Genomic DNA, 19,880 nt, shown 5'->3' with positions numbered 1-19,880 from the left:
TTTTTGATAAAATGGAGTGTAGAAATCAAAAGGAGTCTTAATAAGTTATCATGGATATACTGACGGATAAAGCACAGATGAAGTTGTTTGCACTAAATTCCAATCACGATATTGCCGAAAAAATCGCTAAAGCTGCTGGTGTGCCTCTTGGCAAACTTTCATCACGTCAATTTTCGGACGGAGAAATTCAAGTAAACATCGAGGAAAGTGTGCGTGGCTTTGATGTATTTATCATTCAATCAACAAGTTTTCCTGTCAATAATCATTTGATGGAACTTCTCATCATGGTGGATGCTTGCAATCGCGCCAGCGCTAATTCTGTCAATGTTGTGATGCCATATTTTGGCTATGCTCGTCAAGACCGTACAGCCGCTCCTCGCGAACCAATTACAGCCAAGCTCGTAGCGAATATGCTAGTAAAGGCAGGAGTTGATCGTGTTCTAACCCTAGATTTACATGCTGTCCAAGTTCAAGGCTTCTTTGATATCCCTGTTGATAATCTTTACACCGTTCCTCTTTTTGCCAAACATTACTGCGAAAAAGGCTTGTCTGGCGAGGACGTAGTTGTGGTCAGTCCCAAAAACTCTGGTGTTAAACGTGCTAGAAGCTTAGCAGAACATTTAGATGCTCCAATTGCGATTATTGACTATGCACAAGACGATTCTCATCGTAACGAAGGATATATTATCGGAGATGTTGCTGGCAAAAAAGCTATTCTCATTGATGATATTTTAAATACCGGACGTACCTTTGCGGAAGCTTCAAAAATCGTTGAACGTGAGGGTGCAACAGAGATTTATGCAGTTTCTAGTCATGGTTTATTTGTTGAGGGAGCTGCTGAAAAGTTAGACAATGCCCCAATCAAAGAAATTCTAGTAACCGACTCAGTTGCAACCAAAGAAAAAACTCCAAAAAATGTTCAATACATTACTGCAAGTGAGCTAATCGGAGATGCAATCGTTCGTATTCATAAAAGAAAACCAGTTAGTCCTCTCTTTGCTTACAATAAAAAGAAATAAGGAGAAATCTTGATTTATTTCGATAATGCAGCAACAACTCCTATGTCAAAAGCTGCTATTACTGCTATGACACAGGTTATGGAAAATACCTTCGGCAATCCATCTAGCATTCATAGTCACGGAAGAGCTGCTAGCAAAATTCTTCGCGAAGTCCGACAAGAGCTTGCTGAACTGCTTCATACTAATAGTCAACATATCATCTTTACATCTGGTGGGACAGAAAGTAACAATACAGCCATAAAAGGATATGCCTTAGCCCATCAAGATCAAGGAAAACACATTATTACTACTGCTATTGAGCATCATTCGGTTCTTGAAACAATTGAATATCTGGTGGATAAATTTGGCTTTGAAGCCACTTATATCCAACCTAAAAATGGAGAGATTACGGCTCAACAGATAAAAGAAGCCCTTCGAGAAGATACAATACTTGTCTCAACCATGTATGCCAATAATGAAACTGGCTACCTGCTTCCAGTCAAAGAAATTGCTGACATTGTGAAACATCATCCCGCTGCTTATCATGTGGATGCTGTGCAAGTTATAGGTAAATTACCTGTCTATCCTGACGAGCTAGGAATTGACTTTATGAGTGCGTCAGCTCATAAATTTCATGGTCCAAAAGGCATCGGCTTCTTGTACTTCAATCATGTAAAATTTGACAAATTTTTACACGGTGGAGATCAAGAGGATAAAAGACGTGCAGGAACTGAGAATTTAGCGGCTATTGCCGGTATGGTTGCGGCTCTAAAAGAGAGCCTCAATTGCTACCAAGAAAACATGGAACATGTTGAAAGTTTGAAACATCAACTTCTCTCTGAACTTGACGGAATCCATTACTATATAAATAATGATTCACACCTACTTCCCTATGTCGTAAATCTTGGCTTTCTAAATCAGGCTAACGATTTATTGCTCATGCGTTTAGACTTGGCTGGAATCTCTATCTCAACTGGCTCTGCTTGTACGGCCGGAACGGTTGAGCCAAGTCATGTGCTTAAAGCTTTTTATGGTAGCGATTCAGAACGCTTAAGGGAATCTATTCGCATTAGTTTCTCGGAGCAAAATACTTCAGAAGAAGTTCGACAATTTACTACAACATTAAAAGAAATTTTAGGAGGATAAAATAGATGGCTTTTCAGACCACTATTCACTTAAAAGACTGCCCCTACAGTTACTCTCTTGGAGAAAATGTAAAAAAATTTACTTTGCGTGATAACACATTTGCCGAAACAAAAGTCGGAAATTACGAATTAACACGCTTATTAGAAAATGTTCCCAATAGCGGGGATGGTTTTCTATTAAAAATCATTATCAATAAAGACCTTTCAGGTGTGAAAATCAATATCACAGACAAATCTGGCCTTCGATTAGTGAATATTTTTAAATCAGCAGACAATCACATCATTCAAGAAAAGTTTTATTTCTTAATGGATAGCTTGGTAGAACGTGGTATTTTCACTAAACAAGAACAATAAACAAATAGCTTAAAAACTCATTTTTAAATCATCAGTAAAACAATAAAGAGTAGGAAACAAGCCAAAAATCTTTGATTTTCTTGATTTTGTCCTACTCCTTTTCTATTTTTATCAAATAAGTTGATTTTTTCACAAACTTTCTATAAAATAGTCTTTGAAAGGATGTGATTTTGTGAAATCTGAAAATAATACAACCATTCCACGCGCAACTGCTAAAAGGCTCTCTCTGTATTATCGGATTTTCAAACGATTTAATTCCGAAAAAATTGACAAAGCCAATTCAAAACAAATCGCAGATGCGATCGGGATTGATTCTGCAACTGTCCGTCGAGATTTTTCTTATTTTGGCGAATTAGGTCGTCGTGGATATGGTTATGATGTAAAAAAACTCATGAATTTTTTTGCTGACTTACTTCATGACAATTCCATTACCAATGTGATGTTAGTTGGTATCGGTAACATGGGACATGCTTTGCTCCACTACCGTTTCCACGAACGGAACAAAATGAAGATTGTTATGGCATTTGATACAGATGATCATCCTGAAGTTGGGACTACTACAAATGACGGGATTCCTATTTATGGCATTTCACAAATCAATAACAAATTAAAAGGTGTGGATGTTAAAACAGCTATTTTAACAGTTCCTAGTGCAAAAGCGCAAGAAGTTGCAACTGTTCTTGTGGAGGCTGGTGTAAAAGGTATTCTCAGTTTTTCTCCTGTTCACTTAACCGTTCCAAAAGATGTTGTTGTTCAATATGTTGATTTGACAAGTGAGCTACAAACACTCCTTTATTTTATGAAAAAAGAGCATTAAGTAATTAGAAAGAGCAAACATTTATTTATGAAGAGACCTATTATCGGCATTACTGGAAATGAAAGACCAAACCCTGAAGATGAATTTGCCATCATGAGTTATGCTGCTAAGGGATTTGTAGAGGGCGTAAAAGAAGTTGGTGGAACTCCTATCATATTGCCGATTGGAGATGCAGATATGGCACGGCGCTACATCCAGATGATTGACAAACTTATCCTAACGGGTGGGCAAAATGTATCACCACAATTCTATGGCGAAGAAAAAACAATTGACAGTGATGATTACTATTTGGAACGTGATTTGTTTGAATTAGCCTTAATCCATGAAGCTATCCAGCAACAAAAACCAATTTTTACCGTTTGCCGCGGTACGCAATTGTTTAATGTTGCAATGGGCGGAACTCTTTATCAAGATATTGAGCACCATTGGCAAGACAGTTCTGCTGAATATACTACTCAAAAACTAGTCACTAAATCCGGTTCTGTTTTGGAAAAAATTTACGGCGAAGTATCTCATATCAACTCTTTCCATCATCAGAGTATCAAAGATTTAGCAGAAAATGTCGAAGTCATTGCCCGTGATCCGAAAGACAACACCATTGAAGCCATTACAACAACTGATGAAATCGCTTATCTGGGAGTCCAGTGGCATCCAGAATTCTTATTTGAAACACGCCCTAAAGATCGAATGCTATTTGACTATGTTGTCAATAGACTTTAAATCAAGTCTGTTTCTTCGCGATAACTATAATAATCTTTCTCTGCGACGATGAGATGATCCAGTAAGATGAAGCCCATTAGCTCACACGCTTCTTTTACATGTTTGGTCACTTCATCGTCATTTTTGCTTGGCAGTACAGCTCCTGATGGATGATTGTGCACCAAAATAATGGATGTCGCCATGTGTTTCACAGCATAATGCAGAATTTCTCGTGGTTCTGCAATACTGCGTGACACACTACCAATAAAAATCGTCTGCTGATGAATGATCTTGTTTTGAGTATTCAGATATAAAGCTACAAGGTGCTCCTGTTTTTTATGCCCCAATTCTTGTTGCATTTTTTTCGCTAGCTTTTGACTACCTAAAATTTGCTCTTGCGTAATCAATTCTGCCTTACTGACTCGCTGGCCTAATTCAATCATGGCTTGCAATTCAATAGCTTTGATACGACCAATTCCAGAGATTGATTGCAATTCTTGTAGCGTCATATTGCGCAAATCATTTAAACTAGAAATTGTTGATAAAATCCGTTGAGAAACTTGAAAAACAGTTTCTTTTTTATTGCCTGTGCGGATAAGAATGGATAACAATTCTTGATTGCTCAATTGTTCTGCACCTTCTGCAACTAAACGTTCCCTTGGCAACAAAGAATCTTCCTGAAATGAAATACTATACATAAAAAACCTCCTCATATCCTTATTCGGAAAAAGAAGAGGAAAATAAAAAATCTGAGAAATGATTCTCAAATTTTTTAAGTTAGTATTTACATTTCAACAATTTTACCTGTTTCAAAATAAACAACCCATTCACAGATATTTTTGGCGTAATCACCAATACGTTCTAAGTACGAAATAACTTGGAAGTAATCACGACCTGTAACAATCAAATCTGGATTTGACTTAATTTCTTGCGTTGCTAGGTCTCGAATATCATCAAAGTACTGATTGATTTTCTCATCCATAGCTGCTATTTCGTAAGCCTTGTCCACATCGCCATTAAGGTAAAGATCAAGTGCTGCTTCCACAAAATTTTTGACATCGCGTCCCATTTTGCTGATTTCTTCCTCAACAGACTGGATGCGAACTTCTCCCTTCATGCGAATCGTTGCCTGTGCAATGGAAACAGCGTGGTCACCCATTCTTTCCACATCACTACTAGCCTTCAAAACTGTAATAACGGTTCGTAAGTCTTGCGAAACAGGCTGCTGCAAAGCAATGATTTCCAGAGATTTTTTCTCCAACTTTACTTCATATTCATTCACTTCTGCGTCTTCTTCGATTACTTCTTTTGCTAATTCACGGTCGTGGGTCACAAATGCACGAACTGTGCGATTAATCTGTGACAAAACTTCATTTCCCATTGCATAAAATTGGTTATGGAGTTTTGCTAAGTCTTCTTCAAATTGTACTCTAAGCATAAATTTTCCTTTCCTAAGATCTAAAGAATTTTATACGAAAATCCATCTTTTTACATAATTCTTGTCTACAAGTATATGTGCATTTTATATATAAATATATAGAGAATCAGTAGTCGCCAAAACATTGGAATAGCCACAATATTGTAGTGAGCAATTACAATCTCTAACCAAACTTGCCTGTGATATAATCTTCCGTTTCCTTATGAATCGGACTGAGGAACATCTCTTTCGTGGCATTAAACTCAATCAAATCGCCATTTAGGAAGAAAGCAGTCTTGTCTGAAATACGACTGGCCTGTTGCATTGAGCGGGTCACGAGTAACATTGTATATTGATCTTTCAGCCCATGAAGTGTTTCTTCAATTTTTCCTGCAGAAATGGGATCAAGTGCCGACGTTGGCTCATCTAAAAGAATGATTTTCGGACTCGTTGCTAAAACGCGAGCCACACAAACACGTTGTTGCTGACCGCCTGACAAGCCAATCGCTGAGTCATGTAAACGATCTTTTACTTCATCCCAAATGGATGCTCCCTTTAGTGAAGTTTCAACAACTTCATCTAACACTTCTTTGTCCTTAACACCATTGATCCGCAAACCATAAACAACATTTTCATAAATCGTCATTGGAAATGGATTGGGCTGTTGAAAAACCATTCCAATTTCTTTGCGAAGCTCCACCGTATCTGTCCGTGGGCTGTAAATATTGTGCCCGTTATAAATTACAGTACCTGTCGTTGTCACCTCTGGATTTAAATCTCCCATGCGATTGATTGCCTTTAAAAGGGTTGATTTTCCTGACCCAGAAGGACCAATCAAAGCGGTAATCTCCTGCGGTAGTATATCTAATGATACACTATTGAGAGCTTTCTTTTTATTATAATAAACCGACAAGTCCTTGATTTGTAAAATAGGTTCTGTCATTCTGATAGTCCTTTAATAAATTCTAATTAATCAGCAATTTTCTTAGCCAAAATGACCAGAAACATAGTCATTCGTAGACTGCAACTTAGCATTTTGGAAAACATTGGCTGTTTCATCATATTCAATTAAATCACCAAGATAGAAGAAACCGGTATAGTCACTAGCACGTGCCGCCTGCTGCATGCTGTGGGTCACGATGATAATCGTATAGTTCTTCTTCAACTCTAACATCGTTTCTTCTAACTGCGCGGTTGCAATTGGATCAAGCGCAGAAGCAGGTTCATCCATTAGAAGTATTTCTGGCTTCACGGAAATGGCTCTGGCAATGCAGAGACGTTGCTGCTGACCGCCTGATAACATCAAAGCAGATTTATGAAGGTCATCCTTTACTTGTTCCCACAGAGCCGCTTGTTTTAGAGATGTTTCTACAATTTCATCTAAGATTTTCTTATCCTTAACACCGGCACGTTCATGCGCAAAGGTGATGTTGCGGTAAACAGATTTGGCAAAAGGATTTGGTCTTTGAAAGACCATTCCGATATGCTTCCGCATTTCATAGACATTGATATCTGGGCGGTTAATGTCAATACCTTCATACCAGATCTCACCAGTAACCTTAGCAATATCAATCGTATCATTCATCCGATTCAAGCTGCGAAGATAGGTTGACTTACCAGAACCTGAAGGCCCGATAAGAGCTGTAATCTTATTTTTCTTGAACTGCATATCAACCCCTTTAATGGATTCGTTTTTACCATAGTAAACATGCAAATCCTTCGTTGATAAAACAACCTCTTCCTCAGGAAAAGTAACGATATGTTTTTCATTCCAGTTATATTCTGTCATTTCTTCTCCTTTTAGGCAGATGTTAATTTCTTATGCAGGTAACTTCCGAGCTTACGAGCTCCAAGGTTAAAGATTAAAATAAAGATAAGAAGCACTGCTGCTGACCCAGCTGACACTTCTACTGCATCGGGAATCGTTCCTTCACTATTGACTTTCCAAATATGAACAGCCAAAGTTTCAGCTTGACGAAAAACAGAAATCGGACTAGTTACACTGAAAATATTCCAATTTGACCAGTCAAGCGCTGGGGCGGATTGACCTGCTGTATAGATAAGCGCAGCAGCTTCCCCAAAAATACGCCCAGAAGCTAGGACAATCCCCGTTACAATACTTGGTAATGCTTCTGGAACTACAACATGGACAATCGTTTCCCAGCGAGAAATGCCAAGAGCAAGTCCAGCTTCACGCTGTGTGTGATGCACATGCTGTAAGCTATCTTCTACACTACGTGTCATCTGCGGCAGATTAAATACAGTCAAAGCTAGCGCTCCAGAAAGAATTGAAAAACCATATTGAAATTGAATAACAAAAATCAAATATCCAAAGAGACCGACCACAACGGACGGCAGGGATGATAAAATTTCAATACAGGTTCTGACAAAATCTGTTACCGGACCTTTTTTGGCATACTCAGATAAGTAAATCCCTGCTCCCATTGATAAAGGAATGGAAATGATTAAGGTGATAACTAACAGAAACAATGAATTATAGAGCTGAATTCCAATTCCGCCGCCCACTTGGTATGAAGACGATTGACCAGTCAAGAATTTCCACGAAACATGAGGTAAGCCCCTTACTAAGATATACAAAATCAAGGAAGCAAGAATAGCAACAATGATTCCCGCAATGGTATAGAGGACGCCTGTTGCTAATTTATCCATTTTTTTAGCGTGCATAGTTCTTCTTACCTCTTTCCTTTGTAATCAATTTAATCACAGTATTGAAGGCTAAACTCATCAAAAGCAGAACCAGAGCAAGCGACCACAGAACGTTATTATTAACAGTTCCCATAACGGTATTTCCAATTCCCATTGTTAAAATAGAAGTCAAGGTTGCAGCAGGTGTTGTCAGAGAAGTTGGGATAACCGCTGAATTTCCGACAACCATTTGAATCGCCAAAGCTTCACCAAAGGCACGAGCCATTCCAAAGACAATAGCTGTAAAAATACCTGAGCGAGCTGCTTTTAGCGTCACACGCCAAATCGTTTGCCAACGAGTCGCTCCCATTGCCATACTAGCTTCTCGATAATGCCGCGGTACAGCACGCAGGCTATCTGTTGTCATAAAGGTCACCGTTGGTAAAATCATGACAAAGAGAACAAAAATCCCTGACAAGATTCCAAAACCTGTTCCACCAAAGATACTGCGAACAAAGGGAACAACTACCTGTAATCCAATAAATCCATACACAACTGATGGAATTCCGACTAGAAGTTCAATAGCTGGTTGCAGAATTTTTGAGCCTTTAGGGGAAACCTCCGTCATAAAAACAGCTGCTCCAATTGCAAATGGTGTTGCCAATAAAGCTGATAGAAGAGTTACGAGGAAAGAGCCCAGAATCATTGGTAAAGCACCGAATTCCTTACCGGATGGATTCCACCTTGTTCCAAAAAGAAAACTGAAGATGTTTACTTTATTAACAAAGAAAGTCGAAAGTCCTTTCTCCGCTACAAATAATAAAATCATTGCGACGACAAAAACAATTAAACTCATGCAAAGAAAAGTAATGGTTTTTCCAAATGTTTCTAAACGAGAGTTTTTTGACTTTGTCAGCATTTTTTTTGCTACTTCGTTCATGTTATTCCTAAATTCTTTCTTTTACTTTGAGCTGATAGTTCCGTCAAGACTACGAGTAACCTTCATATCGTTAATCGGAATGTAGCCCATTTTACCAACAATATTATTTTGGACTTCTGCTGTCATCATGTACTCTAGAAATTTTTTAGCTAATTTGTTAGGTTCTCCCTTAGTATACATGTGCTCATAAGACCAAATAGGCCAGTTGTTCGTCGTCACATTCTTCTTCGTTGGCTTATAACCATTCAAGTTTAATCTTTTCACACTAGTATCAACATAAGAAAAAGCTAAATAAGAAATGGCACCTGGAGTTTGCGAAACAATCGTTTTGACCATTCCGTTAGAATCTTGCTCTTGCGCTTGCTTAGCTTCTTTGCCATTCATAATAACACTATCAAAAACTGCTCGACTACCAGAACCAACGGCACGGTTGATGATGGTAATTTCCAAATCTTGACCACCGACCTGTTTCCAATTGGTGTATTCTCCAGTAAAAATTTTGCGTAGTTGATCTGTTGATAAATTATTTACCTTAATTCCTTTATTTGCAATAATCGCAGTACCCGCTACAGCAACTTGGTGATCCACCAAAGTTTTCGCCTTGATTCCGTCTTTTTCTTCTGCAAACAAATCACTATTTCCAATATCTACTGCACCTGATTGAACTTGCGATAATCCTGTACCTGATCCACCACCTTGCACATTTACAATTTTTTTCGGATTTTCTTCGGTGTATTTGTCCACGACTGCTTCAACCAACGGTTGTAGAGCTGTTGAGCCAACTGCTGTTATCGCCTCACCGCGGTTAATCCAGGAAGAACAAGCTGAAAGACCGATGCTGCAAATCACGAGAGTGACTGCCCAAAGTATTTTTTTGTGTTTAATCACATGAAACTCCTTTTCAGATGTGAAAGCATTTTCATTCTAAGATTTCCCTAATCTTTTCACATCTAATCTCACTATAACATATCTTTAGACATTTGGAAAGATTCTTTATTGAAATCTCAGGCCTTTTGGAAAATAATTTTTCAGAATATTTCCAGTCACTTTTGCAAACCCTAAACCATTACCTTGGACAACAACTTGATACCAACCATTTGCAGGGTTCTGATTGAGATTGACTGTCTCCCCAGCAACGTACTTTTTAAACTGCTCTTCATCAATTTCAATTATGTGCTTTACTTCACTTGGTTTTAAAGCCAGTCCCAAAGCAAAACTCGGTTCAAATCGTTTTTTCTTAAAGACACCTAGGTGCAAGCCATTTCTGGCAATTTTGAGTTTCGATAGATCTGGAAGACCTAGTGGCAATAGATATAAATGATCTCCAAAAGTCTGTAAATCTCCATTTAACTCTAGAGCCAAATGTTGTTTTTGAAATTCCTGCCACAACGTCTTCTGCTCCGATGTCAGATTGCTCTTTTTGGCTTTTATTTTTTTAGCTGACTGCTCACCATAAAAACGAAATTTTGCAACAAATTGACCTTCACCTTTGAAATGGTGAGGATACATACGTGCAGTTTCTGGAAAGTTAATACCTGCAATCATCCCATTGATTTTAGGAATTTCGACTAATTCAAGCGGATAATTTTCTAACAACCAGTCAACGATTTCCTCGTTTTCTTCTGGTGCCCAAGTGCAAGTAGAGTAAATCAGTTCACCACCAGTTGTCAACATTTTCAAAGCATCCGCTAGTATCTCACGTTGAAGCTGTGCACATTGAGCAGGATAAGTCTCGCTCCAATACTCCGTTGCTTCTGGCTGCTTTCTAAACATTCCTTCACCAGAACATGGTGCATCTAAGACAATCATATCAAAATAGCCCTGAAAGATCTGGCTTAATCTGCCAGCTGACTCATTCGTCACCACAATATTTCTCGCTCCAAAACGCTCAATATTTTCTACTAAAACCTTAGAACGTTTTGGATTGATTTCATTGGAAACAAGAATACCTGTATTATTCAAGTATGACAATAGGTGAGTGGATTTTCCACCCGGCGCTGCTGCCAAATCAAGTACTTTCATATTCTGTTGTGGCGCTGCAGCTTGGGCAACCATTTGTGCAGCAGGTTCTTGTGAATAGACTAATCCTGTGACATGCTCTATTGATTTTCCAGAAACTTTGCCATAATAACCCCAGTTCGTATCAGGAATAGGATTTGGAAAAGTTTTTTGCTGCTCTTTTAATGGATTGACCCGGAAAGCGGAAACTGGCTCCTCATCGAAAGTTAGAAAAAAAGAGGGAGCTTCCTCTCCCAAAAGATTGTTATATTTTTCTTCAAATCCTTTTGGAAAATTCATCTAATCCTCTCGCTTTCGATATATGTATGTTTTAATTTCATCTAATTTCATAGTTGGAATCATCATAATCCCCTGATGACTTTCAAAATCAGGCTCTTCACCCTCAAATGTTAGCGTCGTGTATCCTAGCTTGTCTCCCATAATAGAAGCAGCAGCATAATCCCAAGGCCAAATATAGGAAATATAGGTCAACAGTTGACCTGACAAAACCTTACTAAAGCTGATTGCAGCACTTCCGTACACTCGAACTCCTAAAGTTTCTTTCGCCAAATCAGCAATTCCCCAATCATTGCGCTCAAAAATCCCAGCATTTGAAGCTATTAAAAATTGATTTAAAGGGCGATCTTGGTAAGGAGGCAATTTCTGCTCATTGCAATAGACATCAAATTGCCCACCACCGTGGTACAACTTATCTCCTATCACATCATAAATGACACCAAATTGACCAATGCCATTTTCAAAATAAGCCAGAACAACAGCAAAATCTGCTTTTTGTGCCACAAAATTATTCGTGCCGTCAATAGGATCAATGACCCAAACATTGCCATCTGAAATAGAATGCCGCAAGTCATTCTCCTCAGCTAAAATGTGATCCGCAGGATAAGCTTCTAAAATCCAGGTTACTAAATTATCTTGAACTTCTTTGTCCATTTGAGTTACTAAATCAGTCGGACTGGACTTGGTCTCAATTTGCAACTGATCATTCAAATGCTCTTTGATATAAGAAGCCGCATTCAGTACAATTTGTTTGGCAAAATTAAATTTCTTTTCCAAGAGAAAACATTCCTTTCTCCTTTTGTTTTGCAGCTTGAACAGCTCGATATAAGGAATAGCCACTTGCTATTTCAAATTCACGTCCAATCCGCTTTTCTTCAGCTTTGCTTGGAACAATTTTTTTGAAGAGTTTGTAAGATGACAGTATTTCTTCTGCTGTTATTTTTTCTTCATAAGCCTGCTCAACATCATTCAAAAAAGAAAGCACTGAAGCAAGCTCTTCAGTGCTCCACGATATGTCTAGTGGGTAACGATAGTTTTTATTCATATTATTCAATCTCAGCTCTTAGAGTTGCATCGCGCAATTCCTGTTTTCGATATCCGCGAGGCAAAAACGCACGGATTTCATCTTCGTTAAATCCAATTTGCATTCGCTTGTCTTCCAGAATAATCGGGCGACGCAAAAGGCTTGGATTTTCCTCAATTAAACGAAGCAATTCAGAAATTGATAAATTTTCAACATCCAAATTTAATTTTTGAAAAATTTTTGAACGAGTTGAAATAATGTCGTCTGTTCCATTCTCCGTCAGAGAAAGAATATGTTGTAATTCAGGTGCAGATAAAGGGCTCGTCATGATATTGTGCTCCTCAAAAGGAACTTCATGATTGGATAGCCATGCACGCGCCTTGCGACAACTTGTACAACTCGGTGATAAAAATAGTGTAACCATGCATTTCTCTTCTTATTATTTGTAACTGTTATCATTATACTAAATTTTATGTAAGATTACTAGGTATTTTTACAAATTTTCTCCTATTTTTTAGGAAAAATAAGAAGCTTACTACATGATTTAGTGGTTTGCGTTTTTAGGTGTCCAATATCTTGCGATTTCCTCATCAGCCTGCAGTTGTTTGACTAGTTTGTCCACATTATCGAATTTTACCATATCTCGGATTTTATCCAACCAAAAAATGCGAATAGTATCACCGTAAATATCTTGTGAAAACTCAAAAATATTGGCTTCAAAACGAAGTTCATCTCCTTCAAAAGTGACATTTTTGCCGACGCTAGCCATTCCGCGATACATCTGTCCGTCATGCTCTACATCGACCACATAGACACCATCTGCTGGTAAAATAACCCGATCCAGCGGAGCAAGATTTGCCGTTGGATAGCCAATCGTTCGTCCTCTTGCATTGCCATGAACGACAATTCCTCTAGTAGATAACGAGTAGCCTAGCAATTGATTGCTTTCGGCTACATTTCCTGCTAGTACCGTTTCTCGAATACGAGTTGAACTAACTTTTTCTCCATTGAAATTTACAGAAGGAACTATGATAACTTGTCCGTCAAATAGTTTCTCCAAATCCTCTGCATTGCCTCGATCTGAACCAAAATGGTAATCAAATCCCGCAATGACAACTTTTGCTTTCAAACGCGAGATGTATTTTTCAAAAAATTGTTCCGCAGTATTACGAGCAAACTGACTGGTAAAATCAATCAAATAAAGGTAGTCTACACCAAGATTTTCCATTTGCTGCAAGCGATCTTCTGGACTAGTCAAATGAAGCATCAATGAAGGCTGGTAGCGTACAAAAGCTAATTTGGGAGATTCTGGAAATGTCAGCACTGCAATCTTCAGATGCTTCTCTGCTGCCATTTTTCTCGCTTCAGCAAACAAGGCTTGATGTCCTTTATGCAGTCCGTCAAAATACCCTAGCACTAATACTGTGTGTTCAATTTGCTGAATGTCTTTTTCATTTTTTATTCTAATCGTTTTCATCACTTAACTATTTTATCACAAAATTTTAAAGAAATACTTTTCTAGGTTTATATTCTTTGTCGCGCTTTTCTAAAATGGCTTGTAATTTCCCTTGATAAAAACCAGCCACCTGTCCTGCCTTGGTATCTATATGAATAAAGCGTCCAAATCGCACTTCTTCAACCTGCTCTTTCGTAAGGTTTACCTTAGGTAAATCTCCTATGCCAAATTCAATGGGCTGCAAAAATGAAAAGTCGCCTTTGTTCACCTTCTCGTCAATTTCTGCTAAAGTCAAAGCTTCTTCCAAATCCATACCAGCCGCAGCAGTGCGAGTCAGTTTAGACATGTGGGAAGCATAATCCAGCTTCGCTCCTAAATCAACTGCCAATGTTCGCACATAGGTCCCCTTGCTGCATTTAACTCGAAAAGGAAAACGTGCTAAGTCACTTTCATAGACAATAGCTCCTGTCCGCTCAAAGTTGTAAATTATTACCTGACGCTTTGGTCGCTCTACTACCTCCCCAGTTCGAGCATACTCATAGAGTTTTCGCCCATTGACCTTGACAGCCGAGTACATAGGTGGCACTTGGGTCTGTTCTCCAACCATACTGGCAATGACTTGATCCACTAATTTTTCATCTAGCGCTTCTGTCACAGGGCTGAAAGCCACCTGTTCTCCACTGGCATCCTCTGTCGTTGTCGAAAAACCTAAAGTGACCTCTCCTTCATACACTTTACCTTCGTCTTGCATAAATTCTACCAATCGCGTGGCCTTCCCGACTGCAATGGGCAAGACACCCACCACATCTGGGTCTAAAGTCCCACCATGACCGATTTTTTTCATTCCTAAAATTTTACGCAGTTTAAAAACCGCATCATGCGAGGTCATTCCCGCTTCTTTTTTTAAATTGATAATTCCGTTCATTGATTCCTTATTCTGCTAAAAATTCTATTAGTAGTTGATTAAATTTTTTATTTCTTTCAGCCCCACAAGAGCCGTAATGAAGCCGTATTCAAACATCTAGTCAGACTAGAAGTAGTCGTCGGATAGCCTAAATCTTCATAGAGGGGGAGCAAGACTTCTATGGCTTTCAAGATTGCTTGTCGTATCTGCATCGTTTCCTCCTAGTCGTTCTTCAACGCCTCAAACTTAGCTTTCATAGTTGGATTTTTGCGGGTCAATTTCTTGACGGAGACGTCATCCAGTTTGTTGTTGGCGAGACGCAGTTGATTGTCTGATGTCTGAAGTGCCTGTTTGACTACTTCCATTCGCTTAATGGCTTTGTCAATTTCTTCAATTGCCTTATTGAAATTCTTAGAAGCTGAGTTATAGTTCTTCGCAAACGCTACTTTAAAGGTTTCTAAATCATCTTCAAAGTGGGTAATGTCAATATTTTGCTCCCGAACCAAAGCCAGCTCCTGCTTGTATTTAAGAGAATTGAGCGCAGCATTGCGTAAAAGTCCAATGAGCTGGATAAAAAATTGAGGACGAACCACATACATTTTTTCATACTCATGGCTAACATCAACAATGCCAGTATTGAAATAGTCATTGTCTGCTTCCAGCATGCTCACCAAAACAGCATACTCACATTTCTTTTCCCTGCGGTCCTTGTCCAATTCTTTGTAAAAATCAGCGTTTTTATGCTTTTTCTCAGTACCGTCCGCTTCATTTTTCATCTCAAACATAATAGAAATGATTTCTACTCCGTTTTCATCTTCCTCACGGAAAATAAAGTCCCCTTTGGAGCCTCGTGCAGAAACCTGATTATCTTTCTCAAAGTAAGCATTTGGAAAGGCAAAACTGCGAACCTTGTTAAATTCGCTTTCAGCGTAATGCTCTAAACTCTCTCCAATCGCTTTAGTAGATTGCTGCGCTTTAAAATTCTTGTAAAATTCTACTTGCTCATTGGCAGCCTTTAGCTGAGCTTCGTAATTTTGTTTAACAGATGCAAGGGATAATTCATTTTCTTTCTCTTGCAATAAAAGCTGATTTTGGATTTGGTCGCGTTCTTTTTCAACATTTGTCAACGAAGCTCGCAGCTCATTTTGGTGTTCCAGCTTCATACGATCCAGTTGCGATCGCAAGCCCAGCAACTCCTTGTCTTTATTGATGAGTTTTTCAGACAGAGCCTGCTCCGTATCCTTTTTGATCAACTCCTTTTGTGATTCAAAATTGGAAATAGTTGCCTTGAGCTCTTGAATTTCAGATTCTTTCTGACTTAACATTTGCTGTTGCTCATTCTGTGCCTTTTGTTTTTCTAAAGCTAATGCCTGCTCAATTCGAGCATGAATTTCCTTGTCAAACTCTGCAGTTCGAACCTGCGACAAAAGTTCACTGTACTGGCTCTCATTAACTGTAAAAACTTCCCCGCAGTTGGGGCATTTGATTTCGTTCATGGATACCTCTTCATTGATTGTTCTCTATAACATCTTATTATACCATTTCTTATGGTTATTTTAAATTAACAGCTTAAATATAAAAAGACCGTTGCACATGAACAACAATCTTTTTGTTTGTAAATTAAGCCTGTATCCGCCAGCTGGCAGCACTGCGTCTTTCCTGAATAAATCGGCTATATAAACCTCGTTTAGCAAGCAATTCTTGGTGCTTGCCTTGCTCAACTATACGACCTTGATTAAGAACAATAATTTGATCGGCATGCCCTACTGTTTTTAGCCGATGAGCAATCATAATAATGGTTTTATTCTTTGTTAAAGAATGAATGGCTTGCATAAGCGCTTCTTCGTTTTCTGGGTCGACATTAGCAGTTGCTTCGTCCAAAATAATAATTGGAGCTTCCTTGATAATGGCACGAGCAATGGAAATCCGCTGCCGCTCCCCGCCTGAGAGACTGGCTCCGCCTTCACCAATCTTGGTCTGATAACCCTCTGGCAAAGACAGGATAAAGTCATGACAAGCAGCTTTTTTCGCAGCAGCTACAACTTCTTCATGACTGGCATCTGGTTTTCCAAATTTAATGTTATTTTCAATGGTATCTTCAAACAGATAAACTGTTTGAAAAACAAAACTGAAATTACGAATAAGGCTGTCATAGCTGTATTCTTTTACATCATGACCATCTAAGCTGATGCTGCCACTCTCTACATCCCAGAAACGGGCAATGAGATTGCAAAGAGTTGTCTTTCCAGAACCAGAAGGCCCTACCAGAGCTGTCGTTGTCTTTTCTGGAATGTCCAACGATACATCATCAATAATTTTCTTACTCTCATAGGAGAAACTGACATGATCCAGCTTGATATTGCTGGTTTTTGGCTGCAAATCTTTTCCGCTAATATCCATTGGTATAATCGACAAAACTTTATTGACCATATCAACCGATAAATCAACAATGCGAAGAAGAGAAGAAAAACTACCAACTCCGTCCAGACTTTCGTAAATCATAAAAGCACTGATGAGCATCATGATACAAATCAAAAGACTCATACTTCCTTGCAGGTAAAAGTAAATGGAGAACAGCCCCATAATCGTTCCAGTCAGCTTGGTAATCATCCCTTGCAGAGCGATATAAGGCGAGGTAACCCAAGTCAGCTTTGTATCTAAATGCCTTTTATTCTCAATAGCACGCGATAGTTTTTTAGCCGATGATTGAACAATATTATAGTTCTTTACTTCCGCTATCCCTTGACTGTATTCTAGCACAACTGCTACCAAATCTGTATCAGCTTGTTGTTTAGCTTCTGACACATTTCCAGCTTGCCAACGCATCAATCCATTTGGCAAGAGAAACAGTATCAAGCCTGCCAACAAAATCAAACCAATTTTCCAATCGTAGATAAATACAAGAACCGTAATAGTTCCTGCTGTTAGGAATCCTTCCAACGTCATCATGACAACCCGAGTAGCAACATCTGCTAGACTTTCAAGTGTATTGGTTGTAACGCTGGTGATTTGTCCCAGACTATTTTGATTAAAATACCCCATTGGCAGGTAGCGCATGTGTTCAGCAATTTCAATCCGCTTATGAGTACATGTATGATAGCCCGCTTCTGTCTGCAACATTGTAATTTTCAAGCTAATCCAAATGTTAAGAATAACAGACAAGAGCATAATTCCGAGAGAGAGCCATACAGTCTGCATAGAAACATCATTGTTAATGATAGCCATAACAACCAACCCAATAGCTGGAATCCGAAAAGCAATAATGAAAGCTTTTAGAACCCCTAAACAAACAGAAGTGTAGAATTTCTTGCGATCTTCTTCTGTACAAAAATCAAAGAATTTTTTCAATGTACTAAGCATCTGCCAATCCTCCTTCTGTCATTTGATCGCTATCCTTTACTGCAAGATGAGCCTGCCACATAGAAGCATAAAGCGGACAAGTCTTCTGCAAATCTGCATGTTTTCCTTTTGCTTCAATACGCCCGTCATTGACCACAACAATCTGATCTGCACTTGCAATCGTTGAAAGACGATGAGCAATGACAAGGAGTGTACGGCCTTCAATCAAACGAGCAATACTAGACTGAATGAGAGCTTCATTTTCGGGGTCAGTATAAGCCGTTGCTTCATCCAAAATGATAACCGGTGCATCTTTCAGCATAGCTCGTGCAATCGCAATTCGCTGCCGTTCTCCACCAGATAAATGACCGCCGCCAGTACCAACGCGCGTTTCAAACCCATTTTCCAACTTCATAATGAAATCATAACAGCCACATTTGCGAGCAATCTCTATCACGTCTTCGTCTGAAGCAGCGGAATTACCCATACGGATATTTTCCATAATCGTTCCATCAAAAAGGTAATTATCCTGTGTGACATAGGCAATCTGACGACTGTAATAATCAAGAGGTAGGTTTCGAATGTCCACGCCACCAAAGGTAATACTACCAGAACTAACATCCCAGAAAGAAGCTAGAAGTTTAGCAATCGTAGATTTCCCTGAGCCAGAGGGACCGACAAGAGCAGTTACTGTATCAGGCTCAATCGTTAAGGAAATACTATGCAATACTTCTTCCTCATCTGAATAACCAAAACTAACATCTGTCATTTGAAGTTCTGTTCCCTTTGGAATGTCCGTTAATTCTGTTGGACGAGGCAAATCAGGTTTTTCCAAAATAACAATCACTTCACCAAAGATTGTCGCAATTTTCCGTAAATCATCCATATAGGAAGCCACTAAAATAAACGGTGTCAAAAGACTAAGAGACAGAATGATTAGTAAAATAAAGTTGCTAGCTGTTAGGCTACCTTGAAGGTAAAAGAGAGTTCCAAAAGGGAGTAAGAAAAGCAAACTGGCCGGCAAGAAAACTGTAACAATACCCATTTCAACTACGCACTTGCGCATCCATTCAATAAAGCAATCAGCTCCTTCTTTGGCAGCCTTGACAAATTTATCGTAAGAAAATTTCTCTTTTCCAAAAACCTTGATGACTTCAATCCCATTGATGTATTCTACTGCTATATCATTGAGCTTCTTCGTTTTCTCGACTGTATTTTCAAAATCACCTTCGCTCTTGCGTAGCATATTCCCATAAGCTAAGATAACAATCGGGATTGTCAGTAGCGAAAGCAAAGTTAGGCGCCAATCAATCACCAACATGGCAATTAAGATAATAAAGGGACCAAATAGCCCAGATGTAAACTCAGGAATTAAGTGTGCCAAGGTTACTTCTGTGGCATCCACTCGCTCAACAATGATATTTTTGTAAGTTCCAGAAGATTGACTTAAAACCGTTCCCAGAGGCAATTTGGCCAATTTCTCTGTCAGACGATAGCGCATTTCTGCTAAAATTTTAAAGGTTGCTGTGTGAGACAAGAGTGTCGAAATCCCGTGAAATCCCCAATGTGCTATCCATGCCAGTCCTATCCAAATGGACTGAAGGACATAAAAATTCCAATCTCGATTGCCTTGTAAAAGCTGATTGATGATATTTCCTACAAAAAAATAAGGCAAAAATCCACATAAAACAGATAAAAAGGCAAAAACAAGACTAACAATAAAATAAAATTTGTGAAAAGAGACAAATTCCAGTATCCAAGATACAACCGACTTTTTCTTCATACAAATCCCTTCTTTCTCCTAGAAAACGAATAAAGAACCCTAGTCAAACAATTCATGATATGC

At 38.8% G+C, this 19,880-nt stretch carries 21 protein-coding genes and 1 pseudogene; 5 read left to right on the top strand and 17 right to left on the bottom strand.

The genetic code is table 11. The annotated features are described in order from the left end of the window. Positions 1-59 precede the first annotated feature (59 nt). The 5 genes from ACOMA9_RS02130 (at position 60) to ACOMA9_RS02110 (ending at position 4,034) form a co-directional block, all read left to right on the top strand. Positions 60-1,019, top strand: coding sequence for a ribose-phosphate diphosphokinase (locus ACOMA9_RS02130; protein ID WP_049533856.1), 960 nt, complete (start codon positions 60-62; stop codon positions 1,017-1,019). 9 nt (positions 1,020-1,028) lie between these two features. Beyond that, a complete protein-coding gene (locus ACOMA9_RS02125; RefSeq protein ID WP_151380069.1) occupies positions 1,029-2,144 on the top strand; it encodes a cysteine desulfurase family protein in 1,116 nt (371 codons plus the stop codon). Positions 2,145-2,149: 5 nt separating this feature from the next. Continuing rightward, entirely contained in the window at positions 2,150-2,497 is a 348-nt protein-coding gene (locus ACOMA9_RS02120; protein ID WP_151380068.1) for a DUF1831 domain-containing protein, read from the top strand. A 172-nt stretch (positions 2,498-2,669) separates the two neighbouring features. Then, a complete protein-coding gene (locus ACOMA9_RS02115; protein WP_003029327.1) occupies positions 2,670-3,314 on the top strand; it encodes a redox-sensing transcriptional repressor Rex in 645 nt (214 codons plus the stop codon). A gap of 27 nt (positions 3,315-3,341) precedes the next feature. Further along, positions 3,342-4,034: a gamma-glutamyl-gamma-aminobutyrate hydrolase family protein gene (locus ACOMA9_RS02110; protein ID WP_003032527.1), complete on the top strand. Its 693-nt coding sequence runs from the start codon at positions 3,342-3,344 to the stop codon at positions 4,032-4,034. Here ACOMA9_RS02110 and radC read toward each other — a convergent pair. The 17 genes and pseudogenes from radC to ACOMA9_RS02025 form a co-directional block, all read right to left on the bottom strand. Continuing rightward, the gene (gene radC / locus ACOMA9_RS02105; protein WP_003024167.1) at positions 4,031-4,711 is read right to left on the bottom strand and encodes a RadC family protein; all 681 of its coding nucleotides are present in this window, start codon (positions 4,709-4,711) and stop codon (positions 4,031-4,033) included. The genes ACOMA9_RS02110 and radC overlap by 4 nt on opposite strands. A gap of 86 nt (positions 4,712-4,797) precedes the next feature. Next, positions 4,798-5,451, bottom strand: coding sequence for a phosphate signaling complex protein PhoU (phoU, locus tag ACOMA9_RS02100; protein ID WP_126467089.1), 654 nt, complete (start codon positions 5,449-5,451; stop codon positions 4,798-4,800). A 163-nt stretch (positions 5,452-5,614) separates the two neighbouring features. Further along, complete coding sequence (pstB, locus tag ACOMA9_RS02095) at positions 5,615-6,373, bottom strand: phosphate ABC transporter ATP-binding protein PstB (protein ID WP_003029320.1); 759 nt, start codon at positions 6,371-6,373, stop codon at positions 5,615-5,617. A gap of 42 nt (positions 6,374-6,415) precedes the next feature. Beyond that, positions 6,416-7,219 (bottom strand): phosphate ABC transporter ATP-binding protein PstB, encoded by an 804-nt coding sequence (gene pstB, locus ACOMA9_RS02090; RefSeq protein ID WP_003029316.1) that lies wholly within the window; start codon positions 7,217-7,219, stop codon positions 6,416-6,418. 11 nt (positions 7,220-7,230) lie between these two features. Next, positions 7,231-8,115: a phosphate ABC transporter permease PstA gene (gene pstA / locus ACOMA9_RS02085; RefSeq protein ID WP_330944951.1), complete on the bottom strand. Its 885-nt coding sequence runs from the start codon at positions 8,113-8,115 to the stop codon at positions 7,231-7,233. Beyond that, on the bottom strand, positions 8,105-9,016 hold the full coding sequence (pstC, locus tag ACOMA9_RS02080; RefSeq protein WP_003024154.1) for a phosphate ABC transporter permease subunit PstC: 912 nt from the start codon (positions 9,014-9,016) through the stop codon (positions 8,105-8,107). The genes pstA and pstC overlap by 11 nt, the downstream gene beginning before the upstream one ends. Before the next feature lie 21 nt (positions 9,017-9,037). Continuing rightward, entirely contained in the window at positions 9,038-9,904 is an 867-nt protein-coding gene (locus tag ACOMA9_RS02075) for a phosphate ABC transporter substrate-binding protein PstS family protein (RefSeq protein WP_057489695.1), read from the bottom strand. Positions 9,905-10,009: 105 nt separating this feature from the next. Further along, positions 10,010-11,314, bottom strand: a complete 1,305-nt coding sequence (locus ACOMA9_RS02070) for an RsmF rRNA methyltransferase first C-terminal domain-containing protein (protein ID WP_330944952.1) — start codon at positions 11,312-11,314, stop codon at positions 10,010-10,012. Beyond that, complete coding sequence (locus ACOMA9_RS02065; protein WP_330944953.1) at positions 11,315-12,088, bottom strand: inositol monophosphatase family protein; 774 nt, start codon at positions 12,086-12,088, stop codon at positions 11,315-11,317. Next, positions 12,072-12,356, bottom strand: coding sequence for a UPF0223 family protein (locus ACOMA9_RS02060; RefSeq protein ID WP_003029307.1), 285 nt, complete (start codon positions 12,354-12,356; stop codon positions 12,072-12,074). The genes ACOMA9_RS02065 and ACOMA9_RS02060 overlap by 17 nt, the downstream gene beginning before the upstream one ends. A gap of 1 nt (position 12,357) precedes the next feature. Continuing rightward, positions 12,358-12,759 (bottom strand): Spx/MgsR family RNA polymerase-binding regulatory protein, encoded by a 402-nt coding sequence (locus ACOMA9_RS02055; protein WP_003042028.1) that lies wholly within the window; start codon positions 12,757-12,759, stop codon positions 12,358-12,360. 120 nt (positions 12,760-12,879) lie between these two features. Continuing rightward, positions 12,880-13,812, bottom strand: coding sequence for a bifunctional riboflavin kinase/FAD synthetase (locus ACOMA9_RS02050; RefSeq protein ID WP_247937148.1), 933 nt, complete (start codon positions 13,810-13,812; stop codon positions 12,880-12,882). 25 nt (positions 13,813-13,837) lie between these two features. Beyond that, entirely contained in the window at positions 13,838-14,716 is an 879-nt protein-coding gene (gene truB, locus ACOMA9_RS02045; protein ID WP_330944954.1) for a tRNA pseudouridine(55) synthase TruB, read from the bottom strand. Between the two features lie 49 nt (positions 14,717-14,765). Then, a pseudogene (locus ACOMA9_RS02040) lies at positions 14,766-14,907 on the bottom strand (GNAT family N-acetyltransferase); the annotation flags it as partial. Positions 14,908-14,916: 9 nt separating this feature from the next. After that, positions 14,917-16,191: a DUF2130 domain-containing protein gene (locus ACOMA9_RS02035; protein WP_330944956.1), complete on the bottom strand. Its 1,275-nt coding sequence runs from the start codon at positions 16,189-16,191 to the stop codon at positions 14,917-14,919. 124 nt (positions 16,192-16,315) lie between these two features. Continuing rightward, positions 16,316-18,055 carry an ABC transporter ATP-binding protein gene (locus tag ACOMA9_RS02030; RefSeq protein ID WP_330944957.1) on the bottom strand — a complete coding sequence of 580 codons (1,740 nt, stop codon included), beginning with the start codon at positions 18,053-18,055 and terminating at the stop codon, positions 16,316-16,318. Further along, entirely contained in the window at positions 18,048-19,817 is a 1,770-nt protein-coding gene (locus tag ACOMA9_RS02025; protein WP_330944958.1) for an ABC transporter ATP-binding protein, read from the bottom strand. The genes ACOMA9_RS02030 and ACOMA9_RS02025 overlap by 8 nt, the downstream gene beginning before the upstream one ends. Positions 19,818-19,880: the final 63 nt, after the last annotated feature.

This window comes from Streptococcus atopicus (assembly GCF_049166725.1).
Taxonomy (GTDB): Bacteria; Bacillota; Bacilli; order Lactobacillales; family Streptococcaceae; genus Streptococcus; species Streptococcus hominis.
The sequence above is the reverse complement of the archived record's forward strand: the minus strand, read 5'-3'. Positions and strand labels throughout refer to the sequence as shown.